The sequence below is a fragment of the Prolixibacter sp. DSM 2831 genome (assembly GCF_056493735.1).
The window spans coordinates 2,464,780-2,486,432 of the sequence record NZ_CM151379.1 but is presented as its reverse complement, the minus strand read 5'-3'; the positions used below and the strand labels follow the sequence as shown (position 1 = coordinate 2,486,432).

24 protein-coding genes, 1 tRNA gene and 1 riboswitch are annotated in these 21,653 nt (G+C 41.8%); of the genes, 8 read left to right on the top strand and 17 right to left on the bottom strand.

The features are described from left to right. Window positions 1–196 precede the first annotated feature (196 nt). Window positions 197–282, top strand: a riboswitch (SAM riboswitch). A gap of 226 nt (window positions 283–508) precedes the next feature. The 3 genes from AC060N_RS10065 (at window position 509) to metA (ending at window position 4,273) form a co-directional block, all read left to right on the top strand. Further along, a complete protein-coding gene (locus tag AC060N_RS10065; protein ID WP_479526971.1) occupies window positions 509–1,897 on the top strand; it encodes an aspartate kinase in 1,389 nt (462 codons plus the stop codon). A 93-nt stretch (window positions 1,898–1,990) separates the two neighbouring features. After that, window positions 1,991–3,274, top strand: a complete 1,284-nt coding sequence (locus tag AC060N_RS10060) for an O-acetylhomoserine aminocarboxypropyltransferase/cysteine synthase family protein (protein ID WP_479526970.1) — start codon at window positions 1,991–1,993, stop codon at window positions 3,272–3,274. Between the two features lie 81 nt (window positions 3,275–3,355). After that, complete coding sequence (metA, locus tag AC060N_RS10055) at window positions 3,356–4,273, top strand: homoserine O-acetyltransferase MetA (RefSeq protein ID WP_479526969.1); 918 nt, start codon at window positions 3,356–3,358, stop codon at window positions 4,271–4,273. 3 nt (window positions 4,274–4,276) lie between these two features. On the opposite strand, the gene AC060N_RS10050 is transcribed toward metA, so the two are convergent. From AC060N_RS10050 to AC060N_RS10020, 7 genes are all read right to left on the bottom strand, one after another. Next, window positions 4,277–5,176 carry a MerR family transcriptional regulator gene (locus AC060N_RS10050; RefSeq protein ID WP_153639089.1) on the bottom strand — a complete coding sequence of 300 codons (900 nt, stop codon included), beginning with the start codon at window positions 5,174–5,176 and terminating at the stop codon, window positions 4,277–4,279. Window positions 5,177–5,273: 97 nt separating this feature from the next. Continuing rightward, window positions 5,274–5,894: a fasciclin domain-containing protein gene (locus tag AC060N_RS10045; protein WP_479526968.1), complete on the bottom strand. Its 621-nt coding sequence runs from the start codon at window positions 5,892–5,894 to the stop codon at window positions 5,274–5,276. A 23-nt stretch (window positions 5,895–5,917) separates the two neighbouring features. Next, window positions 5,918–6,631: a fasciclin domain-containing protein gene (locus AC060N_RS10040; RefSeq protein WP_479526967.1), complete on the bottom strand. Its 714-nt coding sequence runs from the start codon at window positions 6,629–6,631 to the stop codon at window positions 5,918–5,920. Between the two features lie 119 nt (window positions 6,632–6,750). Continuing rightward, window positions 6,751–6,999 carry a DUF3820 family protein gene (locus tag AC060N_RS10035; protein ID WP_479526966.1) on the bottom strand — a complete coding sequence of 83 codons (249 nt, stop codon included), beginning with the start codon at window positions 6,997–6,999 and terminating at the stop codon, window positions 6,751–6,753. Further along, on the bottom strand, window positions 6,980–7,603 hold the full coding sequence (locus tag AC060N_RS10030) for a trimeric intracellular cation channel family protein (RefSeq protein WP_153639087.1): 624 nt from the start codon (window positions 7,601–7,603) through the stop codon (window positions 6,980–6,982). Before AC060N_RS10030 ends, AC060N_RS10035 begins: the two co-directional genes overlap by 20 nt. Before the next feature lie 12 nt (window positions 7,604–7,615). Then, window positions 7,616–7,801 carry a hypothetical protein gene (locus AC060N_RS10025; RefSeq protein WP_153639086.1) on the bottom strand — a complete coding sequence of 62 codons (186 nt, stop codon included), beginning with the start codon at window positions 7,799–7,801 and terminating at the stop codon, window positions 7,616–7,618. A 5-nt stretch (window positions 7,802–7,806) separates the two neighbouring features. After that, window positions 7,807–8,211 (bottom strand): hypothetical protein, encoded by a 405-nt coding sequence (locus tag AC060N_RS10020; protein ID WP_479526965.1) that lies wholly within the window; start codon window positions 8,209–8,211, stop codon window positions 7,807–7,809. Between the two features lie 236 nt (window positions 8,212–8,447). Between AC060N_RS10020 and AC060N_RS10015 the strand changes: the two genes are divergently transcribed. Then, window positions 8,448–9,236: a CsgE family curli-type amyloid fiber assembly protein gene (locus AC060N_RS10015; RefSeq protein WP_479526964.1), complete on the top strand. Its 789-nt coding sequence runs from the start codon at window positions 8,448–8,450 to the stop codon at window positions 9,234–9,236. A 338-nt stretch (window positions 9,237–9,574) separates the two neighbouring features. On the opposite strand, the gene AC060N_RS10010 is transcribed toward AC060N_RS10015, so the two are convergent. From AC060N_RS10010 to AC060N_RS09980, 7 genes are all read right to left on the bottom strand, one after another. Beyond that, entirely contained in the window at window positions 9,575–11,083 is a 1,509-nt protein-coding gene (locus tag AC060N_RS10010; protein WP_479526963.1) for a carboxypeptidase regulatory-like domain-containing protein, read from the bottom strand. 58 nt (window positions 11,084–11,141) lie between these two features. After that, window positions 11,142–11,720, bottom strand: a complete 579-nt coding sequence (locus AC060N_RS10005; RefSeq protein WP_479526962.1) for a hypothetical protein — start codon at window positions 11,718–11,720, stop codon at window positions 11,142–11,144. 53 nt (window positions 11,721–11,773) lie between these two features. After that, a complete protein-coding gene (locus AC060N_RS10000; protein WP_479526961.1) occupies window positions 11,774–13,141 on the bottom strand; it encodes a CsgG/HfaB family protein in 1,368 nt (455 codons plus the stop codon). A 34-nt stretch (window positions 13,142–13,175) separates the two neighbouring features. Next, the gene (locus AC060N_RS09995) at window positions 13,176–13,595 is read right to left on the bottom strand and encodes a curli assembly protein CsgF (RefSeq protein ID WP_479526960.1); all 420 of its coding nucleotides are present in this window, start codon (window positions 13,593–13,595) and stop codon (window positions 13,176–13,178) included. 38 nt (window positions 13,596–13,633) lie between these two features. After that, complete coding sequence (locus AC060N_RS09990) at window positions 13,634–14,563, bottom strand: hypothetical protein (RefSeq protein WP_479526959.1); 930 nt, start codon at window positions 14,561–14,563, stop codon at window positions 13,634–13,636. Window positions 14,564–14,690: 127 nt separating this feature from the next. Then, entirely contained in the window at window positions 14,691–15,764 is a 1,074-nt protein-coding gene (locus tag AC060N_RS09985) for a hypothetical protein (protein ID WP_479526958.1), read from the bottom strand. 135 nt (window positions 15,765–15,899) lie between these two features. Then, window positions 15,900–16,154 carry a hypothetical protein gene (locus AC060N_RS09980; protein WP_479526957.1) on the bottom strand — a complete coding sequence of 85 codons (255 nt, stop codon included), beginning with the start codon at window positions 16,152–16,154 and terminating at the stop codon, window positions 15,900–15,902. A gap of 572 nt (window positions 16,155–16,726) precedes the next feature. On the opposite strand from AC060N_RS09980, the gene AC060N_RS09975 reads away from it, so the two are divergent. Continuing rightward, on the top strand, window positions 16,727–17,104 hold the full coding sequence (locus AC060N_RS09975) for a RidA family protein (protein ID WP_479526956.1): 378 nt from the start codon (window positions 16,727–16,729) through the stop codon (window positions 17,102–17,104). 148 nt (window positions 17,105–17,252) lie between these two features. Here the strand turns inward: AC060N_RS09975 and rplI are convergent, their stop codons facing one another. From rplI to rpsF, 3 genes are read right to left on the bottom strand one after another with little or no spacing between them, the layout of a single operon-like run. Continuing rightward, the gene (gene rplI, locus AC060N_RS09970) at window positions 17,253–17,699 is read right to left on the bottom strand and encodes a 50S ribosomal protein L9 (protein ID WP_479526955.1); all 447 of its coding nucleotides are present in this window, start codon (window positions 17,697–17,699) and stop codon (window positions 17,253–17,255) included. 19 nt (window positions 17,700–17,718) lie between these two features. Continuing rightward, complete coding sequence (gene rpsR, locus AC060N_RS09965; RefSeq protein ID WP_025866281.1) at window positions 17,719–17,988, bottom strand: 30S ribosomal protein S18; 270 nt, start codon at window positions 17,986–17,988, stop codon at window positions 17,719–17,721. A gap of 3 nt (window positions 17,989–17,991) precedes the next feature. Continuing rightward, the gene (rpsF, locus tag AC060N_RS09960) at window positions 17,992–18,345 is read right to left on the bottom strand and encodes a 30S ribosomal protein S6 (RefSeq protein WP_211297849.1); all 354 of its coding nucleotides are present in this window, start codon (window positions 18,343–18,345) and stop codon (window positions 17,992–17,994) included. Window positions 18,346–18,518: 173 nt separating this feature from the next. Here rpsF and AC060N_RS09955 point away from each other — a divergent pair, with 173 nt between their 5' ends. The 3 genes from AC060N_RS09955 (at window position 18,519) to AC060N_RS09945 (ending at window position 21,522) form a co-directional block, all read left to right on the top strand. Further along, window positions 18,519–19,856 (top strand): MATE family efflux transporter, encoded by a 1,338-nt coding sequence (locus AC060N_RS09955; protein ID WP_479526954.1) that lies wholly within the window; start codon window positions 18,519–18,521, stop codon window positions 19,854–19,856. Window positions 19,857–20,347: 491 nt separating this feature from the next. After that, window positions 20,348–21,379 carry an L-threonine 3-dehydrogenase gene (gene tdh, locus AC060N_RS09950; protein WP_479526953.1) on the top strand — a complete coding sequence of 344 codons (1,032 nt, stop codon included), beginning with the start codon at window positions 20,348–20,350 and terminating at the stop codon, window positions 21,377–21,379. Between the two features lie 70 nt (window positions 21,380–21,449). Further along, window positions 21,450–21,522: transfer RNA gene (locus AC060N_RS09945), tRNA-Thr, on the top strand. Window positions 21,523–21,653: the final 131 nt, after the last annotated feature.

The window sequence follows — 21,653 nt, the reverse complement described above, 5'->3', positions numbered from 1 at the left end:
GTTAAAGCTACAAAGAAGATTTTTGATGTCATAATATGTGTGACCGGTTTGCACAAAAATATTGAGTGCCAATATTAAGCCCGTTTTAAAAAATAGGAATTTGTCCGATTTTTATGTTGAGATGTTTGCATTTTTGAAATCATGTCCATATGTTTGTCAGCACATCATACATATTCTTGGGCAAAGAAGATGTTTGATATTATGAAGAAGAGTGGAGAGATTAGGCTCTGTGAAGCTCTGGCAACCGGAAACATCTATGGTGCCAAAACCTAATCATAATAAACAGCAGAAAAATGAAAAAAGAACAAATCATTACACCAAAATTTATTGCCGAGGTAACCATTTACACCTCTGGATTGATGACTGCTTCTTCTATGATGCCCAACATGACTATGGCCATGCGATAGCCTTCAGGCATATCCGTGCTTGGAGGCATTTCCGACCGGTCCATTCCGGACCATTTATCATCTGAAACACTTTATTTTCTTACATCTCATTAAGGATATCTATGCCGAAGATTGTCGTAAAATTCGGCGGATCGAACCTTAAAAGCAAGAGTGACGTGCGCCGCGTGGTGAACGTTATCACGAACTATGATGAGCCTCTTGTGGTTGTAGTGTCCGCCTTCTATGGAGTTACCAACTATTTGATTGAATCGTTGGAGAAAGCCCGCCAGAATGAGAAAGTGGCCGGCGAAGTAAGTCGTTTTCTTTTTCAATTAAAGAAAGAAGCGTTGGAAGAGCATCCGATTGAAAAGGAATTGCTTGAGCGCATAGAGAACCACATTCGTGAATTGCTGGATGAGCTGGAAAATTACCTGCAGGGAATCGCTCTGACCGGTGATGCTTCTCCTGCTTTAGAGGATTTGATTCTGGCATTTGGCGAGCGTTTGTCTGCCGTGTTTCTGCAGGGCGTACTCGAAGGTTACGGGGTGGATGCAGCGTATGCTTCGCCTGAAGATATCGGATTGGTTACCGACGGAGAATTTGGAAGTGCATCCATTGATTTCCAAAAAGCCACAAAGCAGGTAAGAGAATCCCTTTTGGGAAACCGGATATATGTCGTTCCCGGATTTTATGGCGTTTCAGATGAAGGAAAAGTAACGTTGTTGGGACGAGGCGGAAGTGATTATTCGGCAGCAGCGCTTGCCCGTTGTGTCGGAGCATCTTCGCTGGATATCTGGAAAGATGTAGATGGCTTTTTAAGCGCCGATCCGAAGCTGGTTGACGAGCCGGTACGAATTGAGCGATTGGCCTACGCAGAAGCAGCAGAATTGGCCTATTTCGGTGCCAAAATCCTGCATCCCCGTACCGTCGAGCCTTTGGTCGACCCACACATTCCCATCCGGGTATACAATATTTATGGTGAAATGGATGTGGAAAAGCCGCTTTCCATCGTGAATTCTGACCAAACCATTCGCGAAGGTGTAGTCAAGAGCGTCACCTACAGCGATGATTTTGGTGTACTCAAACTAAAGGGGCCCGGAGTAGGATTGAAGCCCGGTATTCTGGCAAAAGTAACTACAGCCTTGCATCTGGCAGGAATCAACATTAGTTCCGTCATTACTTCGCAAATTTCTATCAATATTCTGTTAGCAAAAAAAGACTTGCGCAACGCGTATGCGGTTGTCAGTGCCGAAGAGTTGCCAGCCGTTAGCGAGTTGCTAATTATGGAAAAAATCTCCGTTATCGCCGCCGTGGGAGACGGTTTGATCGACAATTATGGAATTGCTGCGCGGATATTTTCATCTATGGCAAGTAAAGGAATCAATGTTGTGATGAGTTGTTCGGGAGCATCACCGGTTGTCAGTTATTTTTTGGTCAACCGCGATGACCGTTCCAAAGCGGTGAAAGCAGTTCACCAGGAATTTTTCGAGTCAAAATCTATTGCAGTTTAAAATCATTCCCCGGCCGGGAAATTGACACAGGCGACTTGTCGGTGTCATACGAAATAGGGATAAATCAATTATTAATTATAAAAAATGAGCATTATGAGTCAGGGAAGTAAACACTTCGAAACATTACAAATTCACGCAGGGCACGAGCCGGATGAATCATCTTTGTCGCGGGCTGTGCCGATTTATCAAACCACATCCTACGTGTTCAACGATTCGGAGCATGCAGCTAACTTGTTCGGTTTGCAGGAATTCGGGAACATTTACACCCGAATCAATAATCCGACAACGGATGTATTTGAGCAGCGTATGGCTGCCCTCGAAGGGGGAGTAGCAGCTCTGGGACTTTCATCTGGTCACGCAGCCCAGTTTGTTACCATTACCACCTTGTTGGAGCAGGGCGATAACTTTGTGACTTCACCGTTCCTTTATGGAGGTTCGTTCAACCAGTTCAAAGTATCACTGAAAAAACTGGGAATCGATGCGCGGTTTACGAAAGATTTGAAACCGGAGAGCTTCGAAGCGCTGATTGATGGAAATACCAAAGCGCTTTATTTCGAGACGATTGGAAACCCGAGTTTCGCTATTCCAGATTTTGAAGCGGTTGCAGCTGTTGCCAAAAAGCACGATATTCCGGTGATTGTCGACAACACCTTTGGCTGCGCCGGAAAGCTATTCCGCCCGTTGGAGCACGGCGCTAATATAGTTGTTGAATCTGCGACCAAGTGGATTGGAGGCCACGGAACTTCTATCGGTGGAGTGATTGTCGATGGTGGAAATTTCAACTGGAACAACGGCAAGTTCCCCGGGTTGACAGAACCTTCAGAAGGATATCATGGTTTGCGCTACTGGGAAACGTTCCAGAACATTGCGTTCATCATCAAAGCTCGCGTGGAAGCGCTTCGTGATTTTGGACCGGCACTGAGTCCGTTTAACGCATTCCTGCTATTGCAGGGACTAGAAACATTGTCACTTCGGGTCGAGCGTCACGTTGAGAATACGCAGAAACTGGCTAAATGGTTGTCGAATCATCCGCAAGTGGAATCAATTAGCTATCCTGGTTTGGAGAGCCATCCGGACCATGGTTTGGCGAAAAAGTATCTGCCTAACGGTGCCGGTGCTGTGCTTTCATTCATCGTAAAAGGTGGAAAAGAAAAAGCCCGCCAGTTTGTCGACAAACTTGAGTTGGTTAGTCACCTGGCGAATGTGGGTGATGCGAAAACACTCATCATCCAGCCTGCTGCTACAACTCACCAACAGTTGAGTGACGAAGAACAACTGGCAGCAGGAGTATTACCCGCGTTGCTGCGTGTGTCGGTTGGTATCGAACATATCGACGACATCATTGCTGACTTTGAACAGGCGTTCCAGTCACTTTGATTTGGAAACGGCCGAATAGGAATATATTGCAGGATTCGTTATTTTCGAGTCCTGCAATTTTAACAACAAAAACAGAGTGAAATGCCTTTAAATTTGCCCGATAAACTGCCAGCCATCAAAATGCTCAAGAAAGAGAACATCTTTGTCATGAGCAAGAGCAGGGCTGCGCATCAGGATATCAGGCCGCTGAGAATTGCGATTGTTAACCTGATGCCGCTGAAGGTGAACACAGAGACGGATTTAATCCGACTGCTGTCAAATACTCCTTTGCAGGTAGAAATTGATTTGCTGCAGCTTGGCGGGCATACTCCGAAGCATACTCCGGCGGAGCACATGCAGGCATTTTACCAGCGTTTCGATGCGGTTTCGCAAAACAACTACGACGGCATGATCATTACCGGCGCTCCGGTGGAATTGTTGCCGTTTGAAGAAGTTGATTACTGGAATGAACTGAAAGCAGTAATGGATTGGTCGGTTCATCATGTGACCTCTACTTTGTTTATTTGCTGGGGAGCACAGGCCGGTCTTTATCATTTTTACGGAGTACCGAAGCATCTACTCGAAAAGAAGATGTTCGGTGTTTTTGAGCACACGATGACCAGTAATAAGTTGCCGATATTCAGAGGTTTCGATGATATCTTTTACGTTCCCCATTCACGGCATACCGAAACCCGCCGGGAAGATATCGAGAAGATCCCGGATTTGAAGATCGTTTCGTCGTCAAAAGAATCAGGCGTGTACATGGTAATGGCACGCAAAGGGAAGCAGATTTTTGTGACTGGTCACTCTGAATATGCACGTATCAATCTCGATTTGGAATATAAAAGGGATTTGGCCAAGAATTTACCGATTGAAGTCCCCAAAAATTACTACCCGAACGACGACAGCTCGAAAAAGCCGTTGATGTTGTGGCGTGCACATTCCAACCTGTTGTTTTCGAACTGGCTAAACTACTACGTATACCAGGAAACTCCGTTCAACCTGAAGGATATCAAATAGCGGTTAATCCTCTTTTCTGGATAGGCTCTTGATTTCTTCGGCGAACTTTTCCGGCCGGCTGATGATCCGCGTATTTCTCGGATGTTTGCGTTTGTAGTGTTGCGCTTCTTTTCCCGTGACAAACAACGTAGACGTGCTCACCCTATGGGAAAAATCTCCCAGAAACTGTTCGAAATCACTTTTAGGCGTCGAAGTTATGATCGCGGTAAAGTAGTAATCGAAGTGGAACGATTCGGCAATGGTAAGAATGTCGGAAAGTGGAACAGACTGTCCCAAATATAGGGTGTGATGCCCGTTTTTCCGCGCCAGGTAATTGTAAAAGAGTAAACTGAATTCGTGATTTTCGCCTTCCGGCAGAAAGAAAATTCCGGAAAGCTTTGCTTTACCATCAGCCTTAGGAAGCTTGTCCGTTTCAATAATTAACTTCTGGCGTAAGAAATTAAACATGAAATGCTCTTGTGCAGGAACAATGCTGTTGGCCTGCCACAAGGCACCAATTTTCTCCATTAAGGGAAATATGTATTGGTAAATAGCCCTTTCTACACCGGCTTCCTGTATCAACGATTCCACTTCCTGCTCCAAACTGTTGATGTCGAGCGAAAGCATATGAAAGATCAACTTCTCAATGCGGTCGTTGGTATCCTCGGGTTTCGAACTGGCCTTCAGTGCATGATTATACAGTTCCTCTTCGGAAAGTGCTGCAATTTTCGAGATTTTAAAGCCACGGTTGACCAGCAGCGAAATGTTGATGATTTTCTTCAAATCATCGTCCGTATATCGACGAATATTGGTATCTGTTCGTTGCGGAATCAGAAGACCGTACCTTTTCTCCCAGATGCGAATGGTATGTGCTTTAATTCCGGAGAGATTCTCCAAATCTTTTATCGTATAAGTTCCAGGCATTGCTTTCAAAATGAGGTTAGGCTAAAGATAAGCATTTTGAATAAAAAGGCCGGAAGAGATTTCCGACCCTTACATTGATCAACCAAACGTTTATATATTAAGGAACGATAACTTTATCGATGACGTGAATGACGCCGTTTGTGGCTTGCACATCGGTGGCCACTACGTTGATGTCTCCATCGATGGTTACTCCGCTTTCTGCGACAGCAATATCCAGCGACTTGTTCGAATTAAGAGTGGGCACTGAGCCTGATGTGAGTGTGCCGGAGAGTACATTACCGTTTACCGCATGAGCTGTAAGAATCGGGGTCAAATCTTCAGCAGTGAGGTCAGTTGCTCCGGAAATACCCAGCTGGGAATAAAGCGCGTCAAAAGCTGCGTTTACCGGGGCAAAAACCGTATAAACATCGGAACCGTTAAATGCGTCGACGAGATTTGCCTGTGAAAGCGCAGCAACCAGCTGTGAAAATGCGGGATTGGCAACAGCGAAGTCTGCGATTGTCTGAGGCAAAAGAACCTTGTCAATGACGTGTATCACTCCGTTGGTTCCAAATACATCGGTTGCTACCACGTTCGATTGGCCATTCAGCATCACATTTCCATCCATCAGCCGGATGTACAAACTCAAATTGTTATCATTGGCCATTGATAAGGTAGGAACGTATCCTTCTGCTACACTGGCCGCAGGAACGCCTGTTCCGAGAACATGATAAAGCAAAATGGGAGTTAAATCTTCAGCTGTCAGGTCATCAGGCTTGACAATCCCAAGTCCGACAGAAGCGATGCAAATGCACCGTCAACTGGTGCAAATACGGTAAGATTGTCACCATCTTTCAGTGCATCAACCAAGTTGGCTTTGGTAACAGCAGCCACCAACGATGAAAAAGAAGAATTCATAACAGCATGGTCAACGACCGTTGGAGGCGTCAGCACTTTATCGACGATGTGAATCACACCATTGCTGGCCTCAATATCAGCTGTTGTTACATTCGAGTATCCATTAATTCGCGTAACATTTCCTTCCGGGAAATATAAACTTACGTAATTGTCCTCGGATGCAGGCAACATGGATGGTGAGTATCCGGCCGATAAATCAGACGACATCACGCGCGAGTTAACTACATGGTAGAGTAGTACATTGGCGAGTACTTCTTTAGGTACTTCACTCAAAGAGGCAAAGTTGTTGTCAGTCAAAAATTGGGCAAACGCTTCGTTAGTAGGTGCAAAAACGGTATAGTTTCCCGATTTGGTGAAAGGATCAACTAAGTCGGCAGCCTGAAGTGCTGCAACGAGGCTACTTAAGTTTTCAGTTCCGATTGCCTTTTCAGCAATGGTTTGTTCCATTTGTGGTTGCTCTACCGTGGTGGTATTATCATCATCGTCTTTACAGGACATAAAGACAAAACCTAAAACCAACATCGTGACTAAAAGTCTTGAAATTTTAATTGTTTTCATAACATGCAGTGTTTGATTAGACGTAAATCGTTTTCATTCTGCATGTAATACGCACAGAGGAATAAAAATGTTTAAGAAATAATGAAAAAAATTAAACAAAATATATAATATTCTGAAAATCAGTAATTAAAATTTTTGTTTATTTCTCGAATTATGTTTTCTAATCCGTTGAATTTGATTTCAAGCATCAACTCAAGCATTTTACCCAATTTTCCTTTCGGGAAACCTTTTTGCTTAAACCAAACCAAATAAGGCTCGGGTAAATCAACCAGTAAACGATCTTTGTATTTTCCAAAGGGCATGCGGGTACGGGCCAGCTCAAGCAGTTCCCGGCGCTGCTGTTCAGAGTTAATTTCCATGGCTTTCATGATGTTTGGGCAATCGGGGCAGGGACCAGTTAAAGCGCACACTTAAAATGCGGATGGCAATGATCACCAGTATCGTCGATAGCACGGTAAATGATTCGGAAAGTGAAGTGAATTTGTACAGAATAATGAAGAGAACTCCACCAGCAAAACAAGCGGTAGCATATATCTCTTTATGAAAAATGAGGGGAATCTCGTTACTGAAAACATCGCGGAGTATGCCACCGGCTACAGCTGAAGCCACGCCCATCATAATAGCCATAGGGATTGGAATTCCAATCATAAGCGCCTTTTCAAGTCCGATGACCGTAAATACACCAATTCCGATGGTATCGAAAAGAAATAACGTTTTTCTGAGCTTTTGGACAAAGTTCCTGAAAAGGATGGTGAAAATAACTGCTGCTACAATGATATAGAAGTAGTTGATGTCCTTCATCCATGATACGGGAGTAATTCCAATCAAAATATCCCGAAGCGTTCCGCCACCAACTGCTGTAACAAAGCCAATAAAAAGGGCCCCAAAGAGATCAAATCGTTTCTGCATAGCAGTATGGGTTCCGCTCACAGCAAATACGAATGTACCGGCTAAATCGAGAAAATTAATCATGGTAAGTTAGTATCAGATGCAACCGCAGACAAATCCGTCGGCCAATCCTTCCAGCAGTTCGTCAACTTTTTGTTTTTCAGCATCTGTATTGTGACAATCCAGACATACGGGTAACATCACCTGGGGATGAATCAGCAGTAGTTTTTCTTCCTCCGATGCCTGACAAACAAAACAGTCTTTAGAGCTTTTATTAGGCATATGGATTAGTTTATTCCAAATGAAATATCGTCAGAAGAGCCGGAAGTCTGGACGTTAATCCGTTCCATAACAAATCTGCCGGTGGTTCCTTCGTCGTCGATGCTATTCCCGGTAATTTTCCCTTCATCGGTAATTTTTCCTTTCCAGGAATCCAGCTCATAAGTTATATCCTGGTTATTGAAGAGAATCTCACATGACTTGGACTTCATTGAAACGATACGGCCGGTAACGGTTCCATAAATTTCCTGTCGGACAATAAATGTCTCTTCACCTTCAATCTGCTCGGCAAACTGAAGTGTCCCCGATAATCTGGAACCTTTTTGTTCCAAATCAACGTATCCGCTATCGGTACCGAAGCCAAAATCTTCCGAGAACAGCCATCGTCCTGTTATATCAATCGTATCCGACATACTTTCCTAATTAATTCGTGAAAATAAGCAAATTTTCGATTCGAGCTAAAGTCAGATTTCCGGCATAGCTTATAACAACATGAAGAATATTTCGTTTGTAGTAAAATTCGGAGCTATTGAAAACGCAAAATTGTGCTTTTATTTTGCTGTGTTTTTAGGACGAAAGGGATGCCCTCAATGATTGAATTTAACGATATTTTGTAGTAACTTGAAGCCAGATAACCCCCAGATGTGTTATGAAGAAAGAACTCACAAAATATTTTCATCTCGCAGCATTTTTCTTGCTGATAGTAAATTTTCAGGCCAAGTCTCAGACATTATTATCAGGTAATTTATCTGCAGGAATTACTACTCCTCAGGTTGTCGATCAAGATAGTACTGTTGATGGGGCTTCCCGTTCTGCACTATACAAAGTTCCGGATACTTATGGCGCTGATTGGAAAAAACATGTTGATGAAATTCTAAACAAAAGGCCTTATCCTGACACGATTTATGTTGATGGGGTAAAAGTGCTTCTTGCCTTAAAGCCTATTCCTTCAGTGCCGTCAAAGCGATTGTCAGCCACGCCTGATTCAGTCCTGAATAAATTAGGCAATTTGACATTTCGCAAGAAAGCTTTTCAAAAAATGATGCTTGAAAAACTGGTGTCTTTGATAAATGAGCAGAAGCAAAAAGAGAGTGAAGAAGCACTGAGTGTCGAAATTGATGGATTGGTTGTTGATGAGACGCTCTCGAAGGTAGGACGCGATTTCTATGAGTCTTTTTATTCCAAATGGGTGGCACCAGTAGGTGCCAAAGATTATACTCTTTTTATCAAAGAAAGTCCACCCCGAATGAATCGGGTGATGGTGTCTATTTATGTGAATGACGATGAAGTGTTTTCTTCATATCTGTCGCCACGTGAGGAAATCATAAATGCCTATGCCGATTATGCAGTTGGACAAGTTCAAAGTTACCTTAAGCAGAGAGAAAATGTTTCGCAGACATTAGAAGATCCGGATATGATGGGGAACGGAATATATTGATGCTCTATCTTGAACTACAGAAAAATAGAATTAGGCGGCTGCTTCAGTCGATGAAGGATTGCGTTTCGTCCCAAAGGCTATTGCTGTTGTTTTGCAATGAATTTTTTCCTTCAGTATTTAAAGCCTCTTTACTATATCTAAGTTGAATTTCCTGATCCGTATTTGCAACGCTCACCTTAATAGCTGATTGCAGGTTCGTTGAATATTATATACTAATTCGATGCGTGCAGAATACTTTAAACTCCAGATTATACGAAGTTACCTGTTTCATATTCTAAGCATATCAAAAAAAGGGGCTAATAAAGCCCCTTTCATATAATCGTTATTGAATAATTTTCTTACCAATCCGGCATCTCACCGGAAATGATTGTTTGATTGGTTCCTGAGATGGTTCCATCCGTGTTGGTCTGTAAGTAAGATAAGTAGATGGTTTTGGGCCCATCCGGAATACCCAGAGAATATACCAATCCAACACCGGCATGCAAAATACGTGGATTATAAACGCATTCACCGGCCCCTTTGGTAATTTTAATTTCCTGCTGATTGGTTCCATCCACATCGATCTGGTACAACCGGGCATCAAGCTGGAAACCATCCGGAGCGTTTAGACCGGAAGCGTCGTGTGTATAGTAAACGGTATTCCCATCAAAGGAAAATGTTGGAGAATCAGTCCTTCCTGGTTCGTTTGCAACCAATAATTGCATATTACTACCGTCCTCGTCCATGACGTAGATTTCCGAATCATAAATATTGTCACCAACGGTCTGAACTACAATCTTGTGCCCATAGCGGGACCAATCACATTTCCAGAAATCACGTCCGGCCGGGGCAGTAGCCAATACCTGGCTGTCGTAACCATTTTTATTGATTTTTATGAGCTTATTGTTGTGGGGGTAGATGATGTACCCACCATCTGGTGACCAGGCAAAACCGGTGCCGTTATTGTTGTATCCGGTTACGGACAGCTGCGATATTTTGGTAACATTCCGACCATCCATGTCCATCGTATAAATTTGATTGGAATTATCCCGGTCCGAAACAAAAGCTACCTTATCTTCTGTAGGAGACTTTCGAGGATACCAATCTCTGGATGGATAATCTGTCAGCTGATAGTTTATCTGGGTGGTGCTATCGTATGAGAAGATCTCGTAATTATTATTAAATACCTTGGCATAAACCAAAAGGTTCTTCGGGACAGCCTGCGTTTGAATTCGCTGGAATTGGGTATTTCCAATAGAAGCTCCATCTGCTTCCACCTTCAGATACCAAAGGTAAGTAGTATTGTATTTTAACCCTTGCACCGTGTAGGTGGTATCAGTCGTATTGGCAATCCATGTTTTTTCTTCCAACGTAGCTGTGTTTACTGTTACCAAACTTACATCGATTGGCGTGTTTTTGTATGTCGTTGCATTAAAACGCCAGCTGAAAGTCAGGTTGACAGGTTGGTCAAGCGCTCCATCCAACGGTGATCCTAAACTTATTACATCATCCGCCGGGTTAGATGTACTGTCTTTGGGCAAATAAATACTGACACTGCTGGTTTCGTTTTCTGTGATCGACAGTTTCTCTGTATAGTTGAGATAACCATCCCGGGAGGCTGTTACCGTGATATCACCTGCTTGAACTTCAGGGATACTGAAATGCCCAACAGAATCGGTATAAACGGTTTCAGAAGCTGGTGATGTTGTGATTTTAACTCCATTTATCGGTCTGTCGTTGTATTCGCTCAAAATAACTCCTTCAAGCGATCCGTACTGGACAACATCGTAGGGTTGTTCCTTACATCGCCACAGACTTAACAGCAAAGCAATCACAAGAAGAACCTTAAATGAGGAGAATTTTTTCATTGTCTCTGAGGGGGTTAGATATTAGTGAATAATACAGTACGAGTCATTCGGAAAAATTTTAGTTGCCACCGTTTTTGAGAAGCAGCTTCATGTCACCTTTCATCTTAATGGAAATACCATTGATTTGGTTAAAGTAATTTTCCTGAATATATAATTGAGCACCGTCTTGTTGTTGAACATTATAATTCTTGTTTGCGGATGAATAGTTGGAGAATTGATTGACATAATTGTTGTTATCTCCATATTGAACAATCGTTGAAGTGATGTTATTACCTCCAACATTCAAATCAATGTTGTTGTAGTTACCGTTTTGCATTGTATTCGTTCGTAAATTTTTCCCCTCGAGCTGTATTTGAGCATTATTGGAGTTTCCATTCTGATTGATAGATGTATAATTCAGATTCGATTGTACTGATTGATCATTGATTAAGGCATTATTGTTATTGCCTTTTTGATTAATCTGGGTCTGCAAGGACATATTTTGTAAGGCCTTCTGCTCGTTGATAAACATCTGCTGCATCATCTGATGCTGATGAATACTCTCATCTTGCTTTTCCTGATTATTGTCCTGGGCCCGCGAACATATTGAGACCATCGTCAACCCCAATATGATAAATATGATTGTAAATTTTTTCATAGCGCTCATTTTTACATAAGTTACAAAAAGTCAGGAATATTGTCAATCATTTGCTACTTCTGTTTCTGCTTATTGAAGTCGAGATAGATGTTGAGTCCTATCCGGCCTCCGAGAAAATAATCATTGAAGTATCCATGATTGACTCCATCCAGGTTGTCGTTCAGCAAGTAATTGCTACTCATCTCCATAAATATTCCGGCATTATTACTCAGTAAAAACTCCATTCCGGCAGAACCTTTTATGTAGGGATAAAATTTATCCGTGTAAGTGGCACCAAAACCAGCCGAAAAGTAAGGTGTAAAAGAACGCTGTGGAAATAGGTTGATTCCATAATTCAGTTCACTGTTTAGCATTGTGGTGCTGAACTGGCTCCCGCTTTTCAACTTTCCAATTCCGGTTGTAAAATTAAGGAATGAAGTTCGCTTTTTTGGTAAGTAGGAAATACCCACGGTGCCGCCCCCCGTTAAGCTTGTTTTCCCCCAGTCGCTCTGTAGCTGATAGGCATTTGCAGCAAAGTTGAGCGAGAATTTATTTCTTCGCTGCTTCAATGTGTTGCCCCAGAAATTTTCTTGTTGATCTTCATCTTTTTCATGGAGGTACTGCGTAAAAATCGGAGCTTCCACATCAGCCGGATTTTTTAATTTCCAAAGACCGTCGAATACGCCTTCCATGATTAAGTCTAGGACTGCCTTTTCAATGGCTTCTTTTACGGCAATATCAGTAGGTTCATTGTAGGTAAAACCGGTTTCTGCCTCCAATAATTTGTTGGTCGCTACATATTTGAAAACTCCTGCACTAACTTCTTGAGATATAATACGTTTAGTTACATTTACCGACTTTAGTATTCTTCCGCTATTGGTTGATATGGCCCTTAGATAAATAGAAATGCGATCCTCCCTGTATTTTGTATCAGCACCTATGCCCAGGTAACGTGCGCCTACACCTCCGGTTAATATATTGTAATCGTACGAAATAATTCCACCTTCCAAAATGATCCCGGCAAAAAGGAGTGGGGGGAGAGAGGGTTCTTTTGAGCCCGTTTGCCGCGAGTAATTCATCCGGCTAGAATTGATAATTTTCCGCTCATTCAGCAGGTTGGCCAGTCCTTCCCGCTCAATCGGAACAAACCATTTCGAATCTTCCAAAGCTTTGAGTAGAATGGAGGTTGCTCCTTGCGTAATGGCCGTAGACCAGGAGGAACCGTAATCGGTGGCCTTGTATTGCCCGGTCTGGTCTCTGAATTTGTAAACCGCTGCAACAATCGGTTCCGCCGGCGCTGGCAGCTCAGCGAATTTTGAAGTAACCTTGGTATCCTGTCCAATACGGGCAGGAGTAGGCGCCATGGGTTGATTGAAGTAGGCATTACACGAACTCAGAATTAGCGAAAAAGTCATTATGATAGCAAATCCGATTTTTTTCATGGGGGAAAGATCAATTAAACACGGTCAAAAACAATTATTGATTGGGAATGGTGACACTGGACTGTCCCCCGGTTTGGGTATCTAAAATATTGATATCGATTCCCTGTGTTCCTTGTTTGATATTAATTTGATAATTACCAACGTTATATTGCCCGTTCTGTAAACTGAAATCACCAAACTGATTCTGCAGAATTTGTTGAGATAATTGACTTAAAATTTGACTATTGAGATTTTTCGTGAAATTGTCGAGGTTATCTTGTGACTGACTAAATAAACTGCTTGTTGCACTGGCCGAAGATGAAGATTGTTGTTTCTGTGCGTTCGCTGAATTCAACATCCAACTGTAGTTGTATACATTACCCCCAAAGGCTGGGTTGACCGGTGTATAAACGAAATCTTGCGCATGTCCCAAAGAGGGAATTAGGCACAACAGTATGAAAATAAATTTATACATGATGAAAACGTTTTAGTCCTGTAGTAAAATAACGGATTTTATTTAACTTCAGTATAAGATATATCAAAATTCTTTGTATAACCATTTCGCTCAAAACGCTTAGCGTGCCGCGCATGTGTTAGCCAAAACGTTTTGGTGTTGTATTTGAAATTGACAGAATCACTGTATTGAAAATCCATAGAGTCATAGCTTGGAGGTTTAATTCGCCATTCGTTAAATGGCAGAACCGATTCGGCAGAAACCATTTGATAAACACCATCGGGCAATTTTCTGAGGCGGGTATGGATTTTTATTGGTACAGGAAAGGACAAATTAGGCACATTTGAATAACCGGTCATACTTAAGTCTTGATCGACAAAATAACTTTTTCCGTAAAAAGGAAACAAGATGGAGAGATTTTTTACGAATACATCTCCGAATGATTGGCTGTCTATTATTTTTTTTAGGTTTAACAGAGAATTTTTTACAGCCGTTTTCTTTAGGGGACTCACATCTTTACCGGGAAGTTCTTTTAAAAAGTCATTTACCATACGATTGTAGTAAGCCTGTATGGAATCGTGATTAAGGATTTTTTCAGGAACCCCCCATTCATTGAATTGGACAATCAGATCAAGTGTTTTTGATTGATTAAATTGTTGGAACCAGCTATACATCGGTCCGGGATAATCTTGAAAAATGTTAATAGGAAACCCCTGTGCTTTCCACAAAACCTGAAAACTGCTATCGGTTACTGATAAAACTTTGAATCGTTGTAACGAGCTGTATTGCTTGGTCCATTGGTAATCAGCAATTTTGACATCCCAGCTAATTGTTGCCTTATATGCTACACTGTCGTTCTTTTCCCATGCGGGCTTGAACAGTATTGTCTGCTGTTTTTCCGGTAGTACTTTTTGCGCGTGCAATAGAGAGCAGTCAAACAAAAGAATAATCCCCGCAAGAATAAATTTTATGTAAGAAAATTTTACCATGACAGTGAAATTTAATAAGTAAAGAAAAAGCTGCCTACTCAAAGGCAGGCAGCTTCGACCCAAAATCATTTATAATTTCTTATTTAATTAAAATAATTTCTTTGAAAATGGGTTCTTTTGATGAAGATTACTGATAAATAACAGACTGGTTAAAATTTCCTTCCTGGTTAGCCCAACTGTTATTGCCATGACCTTCAGTACGTTGAATGCTTACGTTGTGATTACCTTCCTGATTCAAATATAGCATATTATCATCACCTACTATTGCTTGGAAAGCTTCGTTATTGCTGCCATCTTGAGTAATCTGAGCATAACTATCGTCACCGTGGTAAATTTTTTGTGCAGCAAGGTTATCAGAGCCACCAGTTTGATGAATATAGAGATAGCTACGATCTCCGTTATCGATATACTGCCATGCATAGTTATTTCCAGTTCCGTCTTGCTTAGTAAAAGCGAAGCTGTTATTACCATCGACAGCAACAAATGCCTGAGAACCGACTTCGTCCATGCCCTGCTTAACAACAGCACCATTACCTACACCGGTAATTCCAATAGTAGCTTTTTGGTCCTTACCCCATTGTTCGATTAACGCTTTATTCCCTTGTCCTTCAGCAGCACCGTCTAATCCGTTAATCTGAATACCAGCCAAAAGGTTCTCTCCATTTTGCACAATTGATGCTTTATTACGGTCGCCTGTAATATAAATACCGGGGCGAACATACATCAATTCAGGTACACCAGTAAACATTTCGGTTACTTTATCAAATTTCATACAGCAAACTGTTGTAAAACAATCAGCGGTTACTGATGGTGAACTATGTGATGGGCCAATTAAACCTGTACCACTCACCTGAGGATCTAAATCAAAACCGTCACAAGACATTTCAGGAACATCGAACTTAATATCCGATCCAGCTACGAGTTGTGTTCCAACCTGAGTGATAGATGCTTTGTTGTGATCACCCTCGATATTAATGGTTGCATCGGTATTGCTACCAATTTTGATCCCATGAGCGTTATACACATTTCCACCGCCGGTTGCACCTCTTTGGTCAATAACAGCTTTGTTGTGATCTCCAACCTGATTGACAGTTGCGTCACCCGCTGTATTGTTGGGTAAAACCTGATCTGGGGTTAAGTACTGTGCCCATAAGACACTGCTGAACATTACAGCTGCGAAGAGTAAAATTACTTTTTTCATAATTTTCAATTTTAAGATTGGTTTATAAAAAGGAGATTTTGGGTTTTAAGTATCTTTATTAAGATTTAATCTATTTTAACGTAATACAATTTATGAACATCATTTCTAAAAAGCAATAGCTTTCAAAAAATATTTTTAACTTATTAATTTTTTAATTAATAGAGTCACTGTGTTCACGAACTGAGAGAGACCATTACAAACGTAGTAATCAATGGCAGCTTCAAAACTCTCTAATGTAGTCGGATTGTCTTTCCCACCGTTACGATGGTTGGAGGGTTGACCCTCGAAACCTTTATTTTCAAACTGGTTTCCATATTGGGCAATTTCCTGGGGGAAGGAGGATGTGTTGACCAAGAATTCAGGAACCAGCACCGTTAGATGCTTTGTCATAACCTGGTTTTAAAATTGGTTTTTGTTTTGTATTTGGTAATGCCAAGTTACGAAAGTCTAACCTTACGTGTCAAGATCTTTGACAAGAAATTTTATAAAAAGATGGCTATCGGACACTAAAATATAGCCTATAACGTAATAAAATCAACGCTTCCGGAAATGTGAAAAAAAATTACTTTTTGCAAAATATTTTTCAAAAACATACGTTAGGAAGAGTGATGAAGACTGTTTTGATCGATTTTCAATAAGCGAAATAATGCTTGTTTTGGGGTAGAGAATTGATCCAAATTTGTTGTTTTTTTCGTCAGTGTTTACCAATATTGCAATTGAATCCACGACAGTCGTTTTCGGTTTTAAGATTGGTTTTTTGTATTTGGGTTTTAAAAGATCATTTGGTTTTAAACTGACTTCAATCTGTTCGTGGATTCTTTTGTCCGTAAAATTTCCCTCTTTTTTCACTTATAAAGTCTGATTTTTTCTCCTCCGAAAACTGTTTTTTAGAGCATGCACGGTGTATATCATGTCGTATATTTACGTGATATAAATGGAACGTATTCATAAAATATAGTGATATGAAAAGAATTATTGCAACATCAGAGGCACCTGAAGCCATCGGGCCGTACAGTCAGGCTATTGAAGTAAACGGGACGCTTTACATTTCCGGACAGATACCGCTTAATCCTCAAACAAAGGAAATACCTGAAGGCATTACCGCGCAAACCGAACAGGTAATGAAGAACATTGAAGCCGTATTAAAAGCCGCTGGTTATGGCTTTGACGATGTCGTGAAGTCGACTTGTTTTTTATCGGACATGGCCAATTTTAAAGCCATGAATGAGGTGTATGGAAAGTACTATGAAACAAATCCGCCGGCAAGAGCAGCTTTTGCCGTAAAAGAATTGCCGCTTGGTGTGCTGGTCGAGATTGAGACCATTGCCGTAAAATCGTAAAATGTTTCAGCAACGAAGAAGATTTCAGTACACAAAATAGATATTCAATAAAAAAAGCCGTCAAAATTTTGACGGCTTTTATGTTGTTTGAAAATGTAATGTTCGGAAAGAATTTAATCAATAATAATGTTTTATAAGTTATATAAACTTACTCGGAAACAACTTCAAATTCGAGTTCGAAGTATACCTCACGGTGCAGTTTAATTTTCGCAACATGCTTACCAACTTCTTTAATAGCGTCTTCTTTAATGGTAATCTGTTTGCGATCGATGTCGAAGCCGTTTTCTTTAAGAGCTTCAGCAATCTGAATGTTATTAACTGAACCGAAGATTTTTCCGGTGGTGCTTGTTTTGGCACCAATGCTGATTTTCAAGCCTTCGAGTTTGGCAGCAACTGCCTGAGCTTCCTCTTTCAGTTTCGCTTCTTTGTGAGCGCGCTGACGTTGATTTTCACTCAGTACTTTTTTTGCCGATTCGGTGGCTACAACAGCGTGTTTTTGCGGAATGAGGAAGTTACGTGCATAACCGTCCTTTACATTCACAATATCATCTTTGCTACCCAGGCGGGGTACGTCTTGAAGCAGAATGATTTCCATAGTCTTACCTCCTCCTTTTTTATTTCAACAAATCGGTTACATAAGGCAGCAAAGCAATCTGACGGGCTCTTTTTACGGCCTGCGCTACTTTACGCTGGTATTTCAGAGAAGTTCCGGTGATACGACGGGGAAGAATTTTACCCTGCTCGTTCAGGAATTTCTTCAGGAATTCCGGATCCTTGTAATCAACATACTTGATTCCGTTCTTTTTGAAACGGCAGTATTTTTTCTTTTTGATCTCGACTGACGGCGGGGTCAGATACCTGATTTCGCTTGTATTACCTGCCATAGTTTAGTTCTCCTTTTCTTTTTTCGCGTTTACTTTGTTTCTTCTCTTTTCGCTGTACTCTGCGGCATATTTTTCCAATTTTACTGTCTGGAAACGAATGACACGCTCGTCGCGACGAAACTCAGTTTCGAGCTTGTTGATAAAAGCCGGATCGGCCTTAAATTCGAAAAGGTGATAGAACCCAGTCGATTTTTTTTGAATGGGGTAAGCCAGTTTTTTTAATCCCCAGTGTTCTTCGTGGAGCAGTTCACCGTTGTTACCGGTAATCAGCTCTCTGAACTTTTCAACCGCTTCCTTTATCTGGGCTTCAGATAAAACGGGAGTTGCAATGAAAACGGTTTCATACTGATTCAACATATTGTTTCAGTTTTATTAATAATAACTTGTTTTAAAACCGCGCAAATATAGGAACTATTTAGATGAAATCAAAGATTGCGTTAGTTGATTTTACTTCCGTTTTGGGTGAATGAAAGCCACTTGAGTTTATTCAGCAAAGTGTCGTACTTTTGAGGCCGAAAACAAAAAGTCCTATGTTTCAGAATTACCGCTCATACTATAAGAATATATTGCACCTTGCTTTTCCCTTGATGCTTTCGCAGGCGGGACAGGTAGTGGTACAGCTCGCCGATTCGGTGATGGTCGGCCATGTCGGCACTCCGGAACTGGCCGCTGCGTCGTTCGCCAGCAACCTTTTTTACCTGGTGATGATGTTGGGGATGGGAATAACATTTGGTCTTACGCCTTTGGTGGGGCAATCGTTTGGTCGTAACCATTTCCGCGAAGTGGCGATATATTTTAAAAACAGTCTGTGGTTGAATTTTGCTTTCACGGTAGTGTTGACTTCTGCTTCGTGGGGAATTTCTTATCTGATGCCTTACATGGGACAGCCCGCCAACGTGGTTGCCCTGGCGATTCCGTATTTTAGGGTGCTGACTATCTCCATGTTGCCGTTTTTGTTGTTCTTCACGTTTAAGCAATTCGCCGAAGGGCTCGGAAATACCCACATTGCGATGGTGGTAACGCTTACTGCCAATGCGTTAAACATTTTTCTGAACTATATCTTGATTTATGGTAAGGTAGGATTCCCGGCATTGGGCTTGCTGGGAGCCGGTTACGCTACGTTAATCGCCCGAATGGCTATGCCGGTCATGATGGCTTTGTTACTGTATTTTAAGGGGAATTTCAGAAAGTACTTGTTGTTTTTTCCTTCGGTTCAAACGAGTACACAGAAGATGCTCGAGTTGCTTAAAATCGGTTTGCCAATTGGCATACAACTGGTACTCGAAATCGTTGCATTCAATTTTGGCGGAATCATGATGGGATGGTTGGGAGCCGTTCCGCTGGCAGCGCACCAGGTTGCATTGGGACTGGCGACTATGACTTTTATGATTTCCAATGGAATTGCCATGGCAACTACGGTTAGAGTGAGCAACTGGATGGGAGCACATCGCCTCAAGGAAATGCGGATGGCTATTGAAGCTTCGCGCCACCTGGTTTTACTTTTCATGGGATTCTCGGCAGTTGTATTTATTGTCTTTCGGAATTTTCTTCCGATTCTGTTTACGCCCGACAAGGCAGTTATCCATCAGGCGACGATTCTGCTGATTGTTGCTGCTTTCTTTCAGATTTTTGATGGGTTGCAGGTTGTTTCGCTGGGATGCTTGCGAGGAATGGCCGATGTAAAGTATCCGATGTACATGGCTGGTATTTCATACCTGGTAATTGGCATACCAGTCAGTTACTTGTTTGCATTCGTTCTGAACGTTGGGGCGGCAGGGATCTGGATTGGTTTTCTGGCTGGTTTGGCTTCCGCCGGAATATTGTTTTACATCCGCATTCGGTACAACATCCGGCACATTGCAAAATAAAAGCGGGAAGAAGAAAGTTCCCGCTTCATTAGTTTAGCATAGCTAGGTCAGAAAATGTTGTGGTTTTAGTAAAAGGTCTGAACCTTCAGATTCAATCAAAATGCTCATCAGGTTTAACAGTAGCTAATTTAGCACTAATTATTAATTTTTGTTAAAAATGTTAATGTAATTAAAACAATTACTCTCCATTTGATCCTGTAGAATGTGTTTAACGTTCACATAAACAGTGAATAATATGACGTTTGTCAGCGATATGTTTTTCAGCATATGTGGTATAGAAGACCAATTTATCTTGAATACAAACGATTTACGGTCGTTTGTTCATTTTTTTTCAGAGTGATTGCTTTCAATAAATGACTTTTATTAGCGATTTGGATCGGCAAATTGCCTTATTTTGTAAAGGAGGTACTTAATTTGTCTCCGCGAATGGATTTACAAAAATCTGTCCGGACTGGTAGAAAAAAGTCAATCATCAGATAAAGAAGAAATTCATGAAAGCGATAAGAAAAAGCAAACCGGAAAAGGGCCTTTGGCTCGAAGATGTTGCCATCCCGGAAGTGGGGGTTAACGAAGTATTGGTCAAAATAAAAAAGTCGGCCGTCTGCGGAACCGACTTACATATATATAAGTGGGATGCGTGGGCGCAGAAGACCATTAAAACTCCCATGACCATCGGGCATGAGTATGTTGGAGTGATTGCAGATAAAGGCAATGAAGTAACTCATTTTGAAATTGGAGAGCGGGTAACAGTCGAAGGTCACATCGCTTGCGGATATTGTCGGAACTGCCGTCGCGGACGGAAACACATTTGCGACCATACAGTGGGAATCGGTGTGAATCGCGATGGTGGATTTGCTGAATACGTTGTTGTTCCTTCGGAAAACGTGCTGAAAATTGATGCCCGGATTCCTGATGAGATTGTATCAATTATGGATCCGCTAGGAAACGCAACGCATACAGCACTGTCGTTTCCACTGATTGGTGAAGATGTTCTGGTTACCGGAGCTGGCGGTCCCATTGGATGCATGGCCATCGCAGTAAGTAAGTTTGTTGGTGCCCGAAACGTGATCGGTACTGAACTGAGCCCTTACCGGCGCGAGTTGGCAATGAAAATGGGTGCAACCGAGATTATCGATCCACGCACAGAAAGCCTGGAAAAAACGATGCACGATCATGGCATGGTATCCGGCTTCGATATTGGCCTGGAAGTTTCCGGTTCGCCAGTTGCTTTTGACACCATGATTAAACACATGTACAATGGCAGTAAAATTTCGTTGTTGGGAATCTTGCCTGATACTACGCAAATTGAATGGGATAAAGTCATCTTTAAGGGAATAACCCTGAAGGGAATTTATGGCCGGGAAATGTATGAAACCTGGTACAAAATGGAAAAAATGTTGCTCTCGGGCCTCGATATTTCCCCGGTTATTACGCACCGTTTCCATTACACCGAATTCCAGAAAGCATTTGAAATCATGGAAGAAGGAAACTGCGGAAAAATTATTCTCGACTGGGAAGACTAAAAACATCTATTTTCGGGTAGGGGAGTATTGTAGTAAATGCCAATTTTACTAAATTTGCCACCCGAAAATCGCCACTTTAGCTCAGCTGGTAGAGCAGCTCATTCGTAATGAGCAGGTCGTGGGTTCGAGTCCCATGAGTGGCTCTCTTGAAAGAAAAGTCTGTTGAATATTCAGCAGACTTTTCTTGTCTATCATCTTCTACACATTCTGTTCCTGGTCTGGTATCCTTTAATCGTATCCTTGGTTATTTTTCTGGCTTTCTGTTTTCCGCATG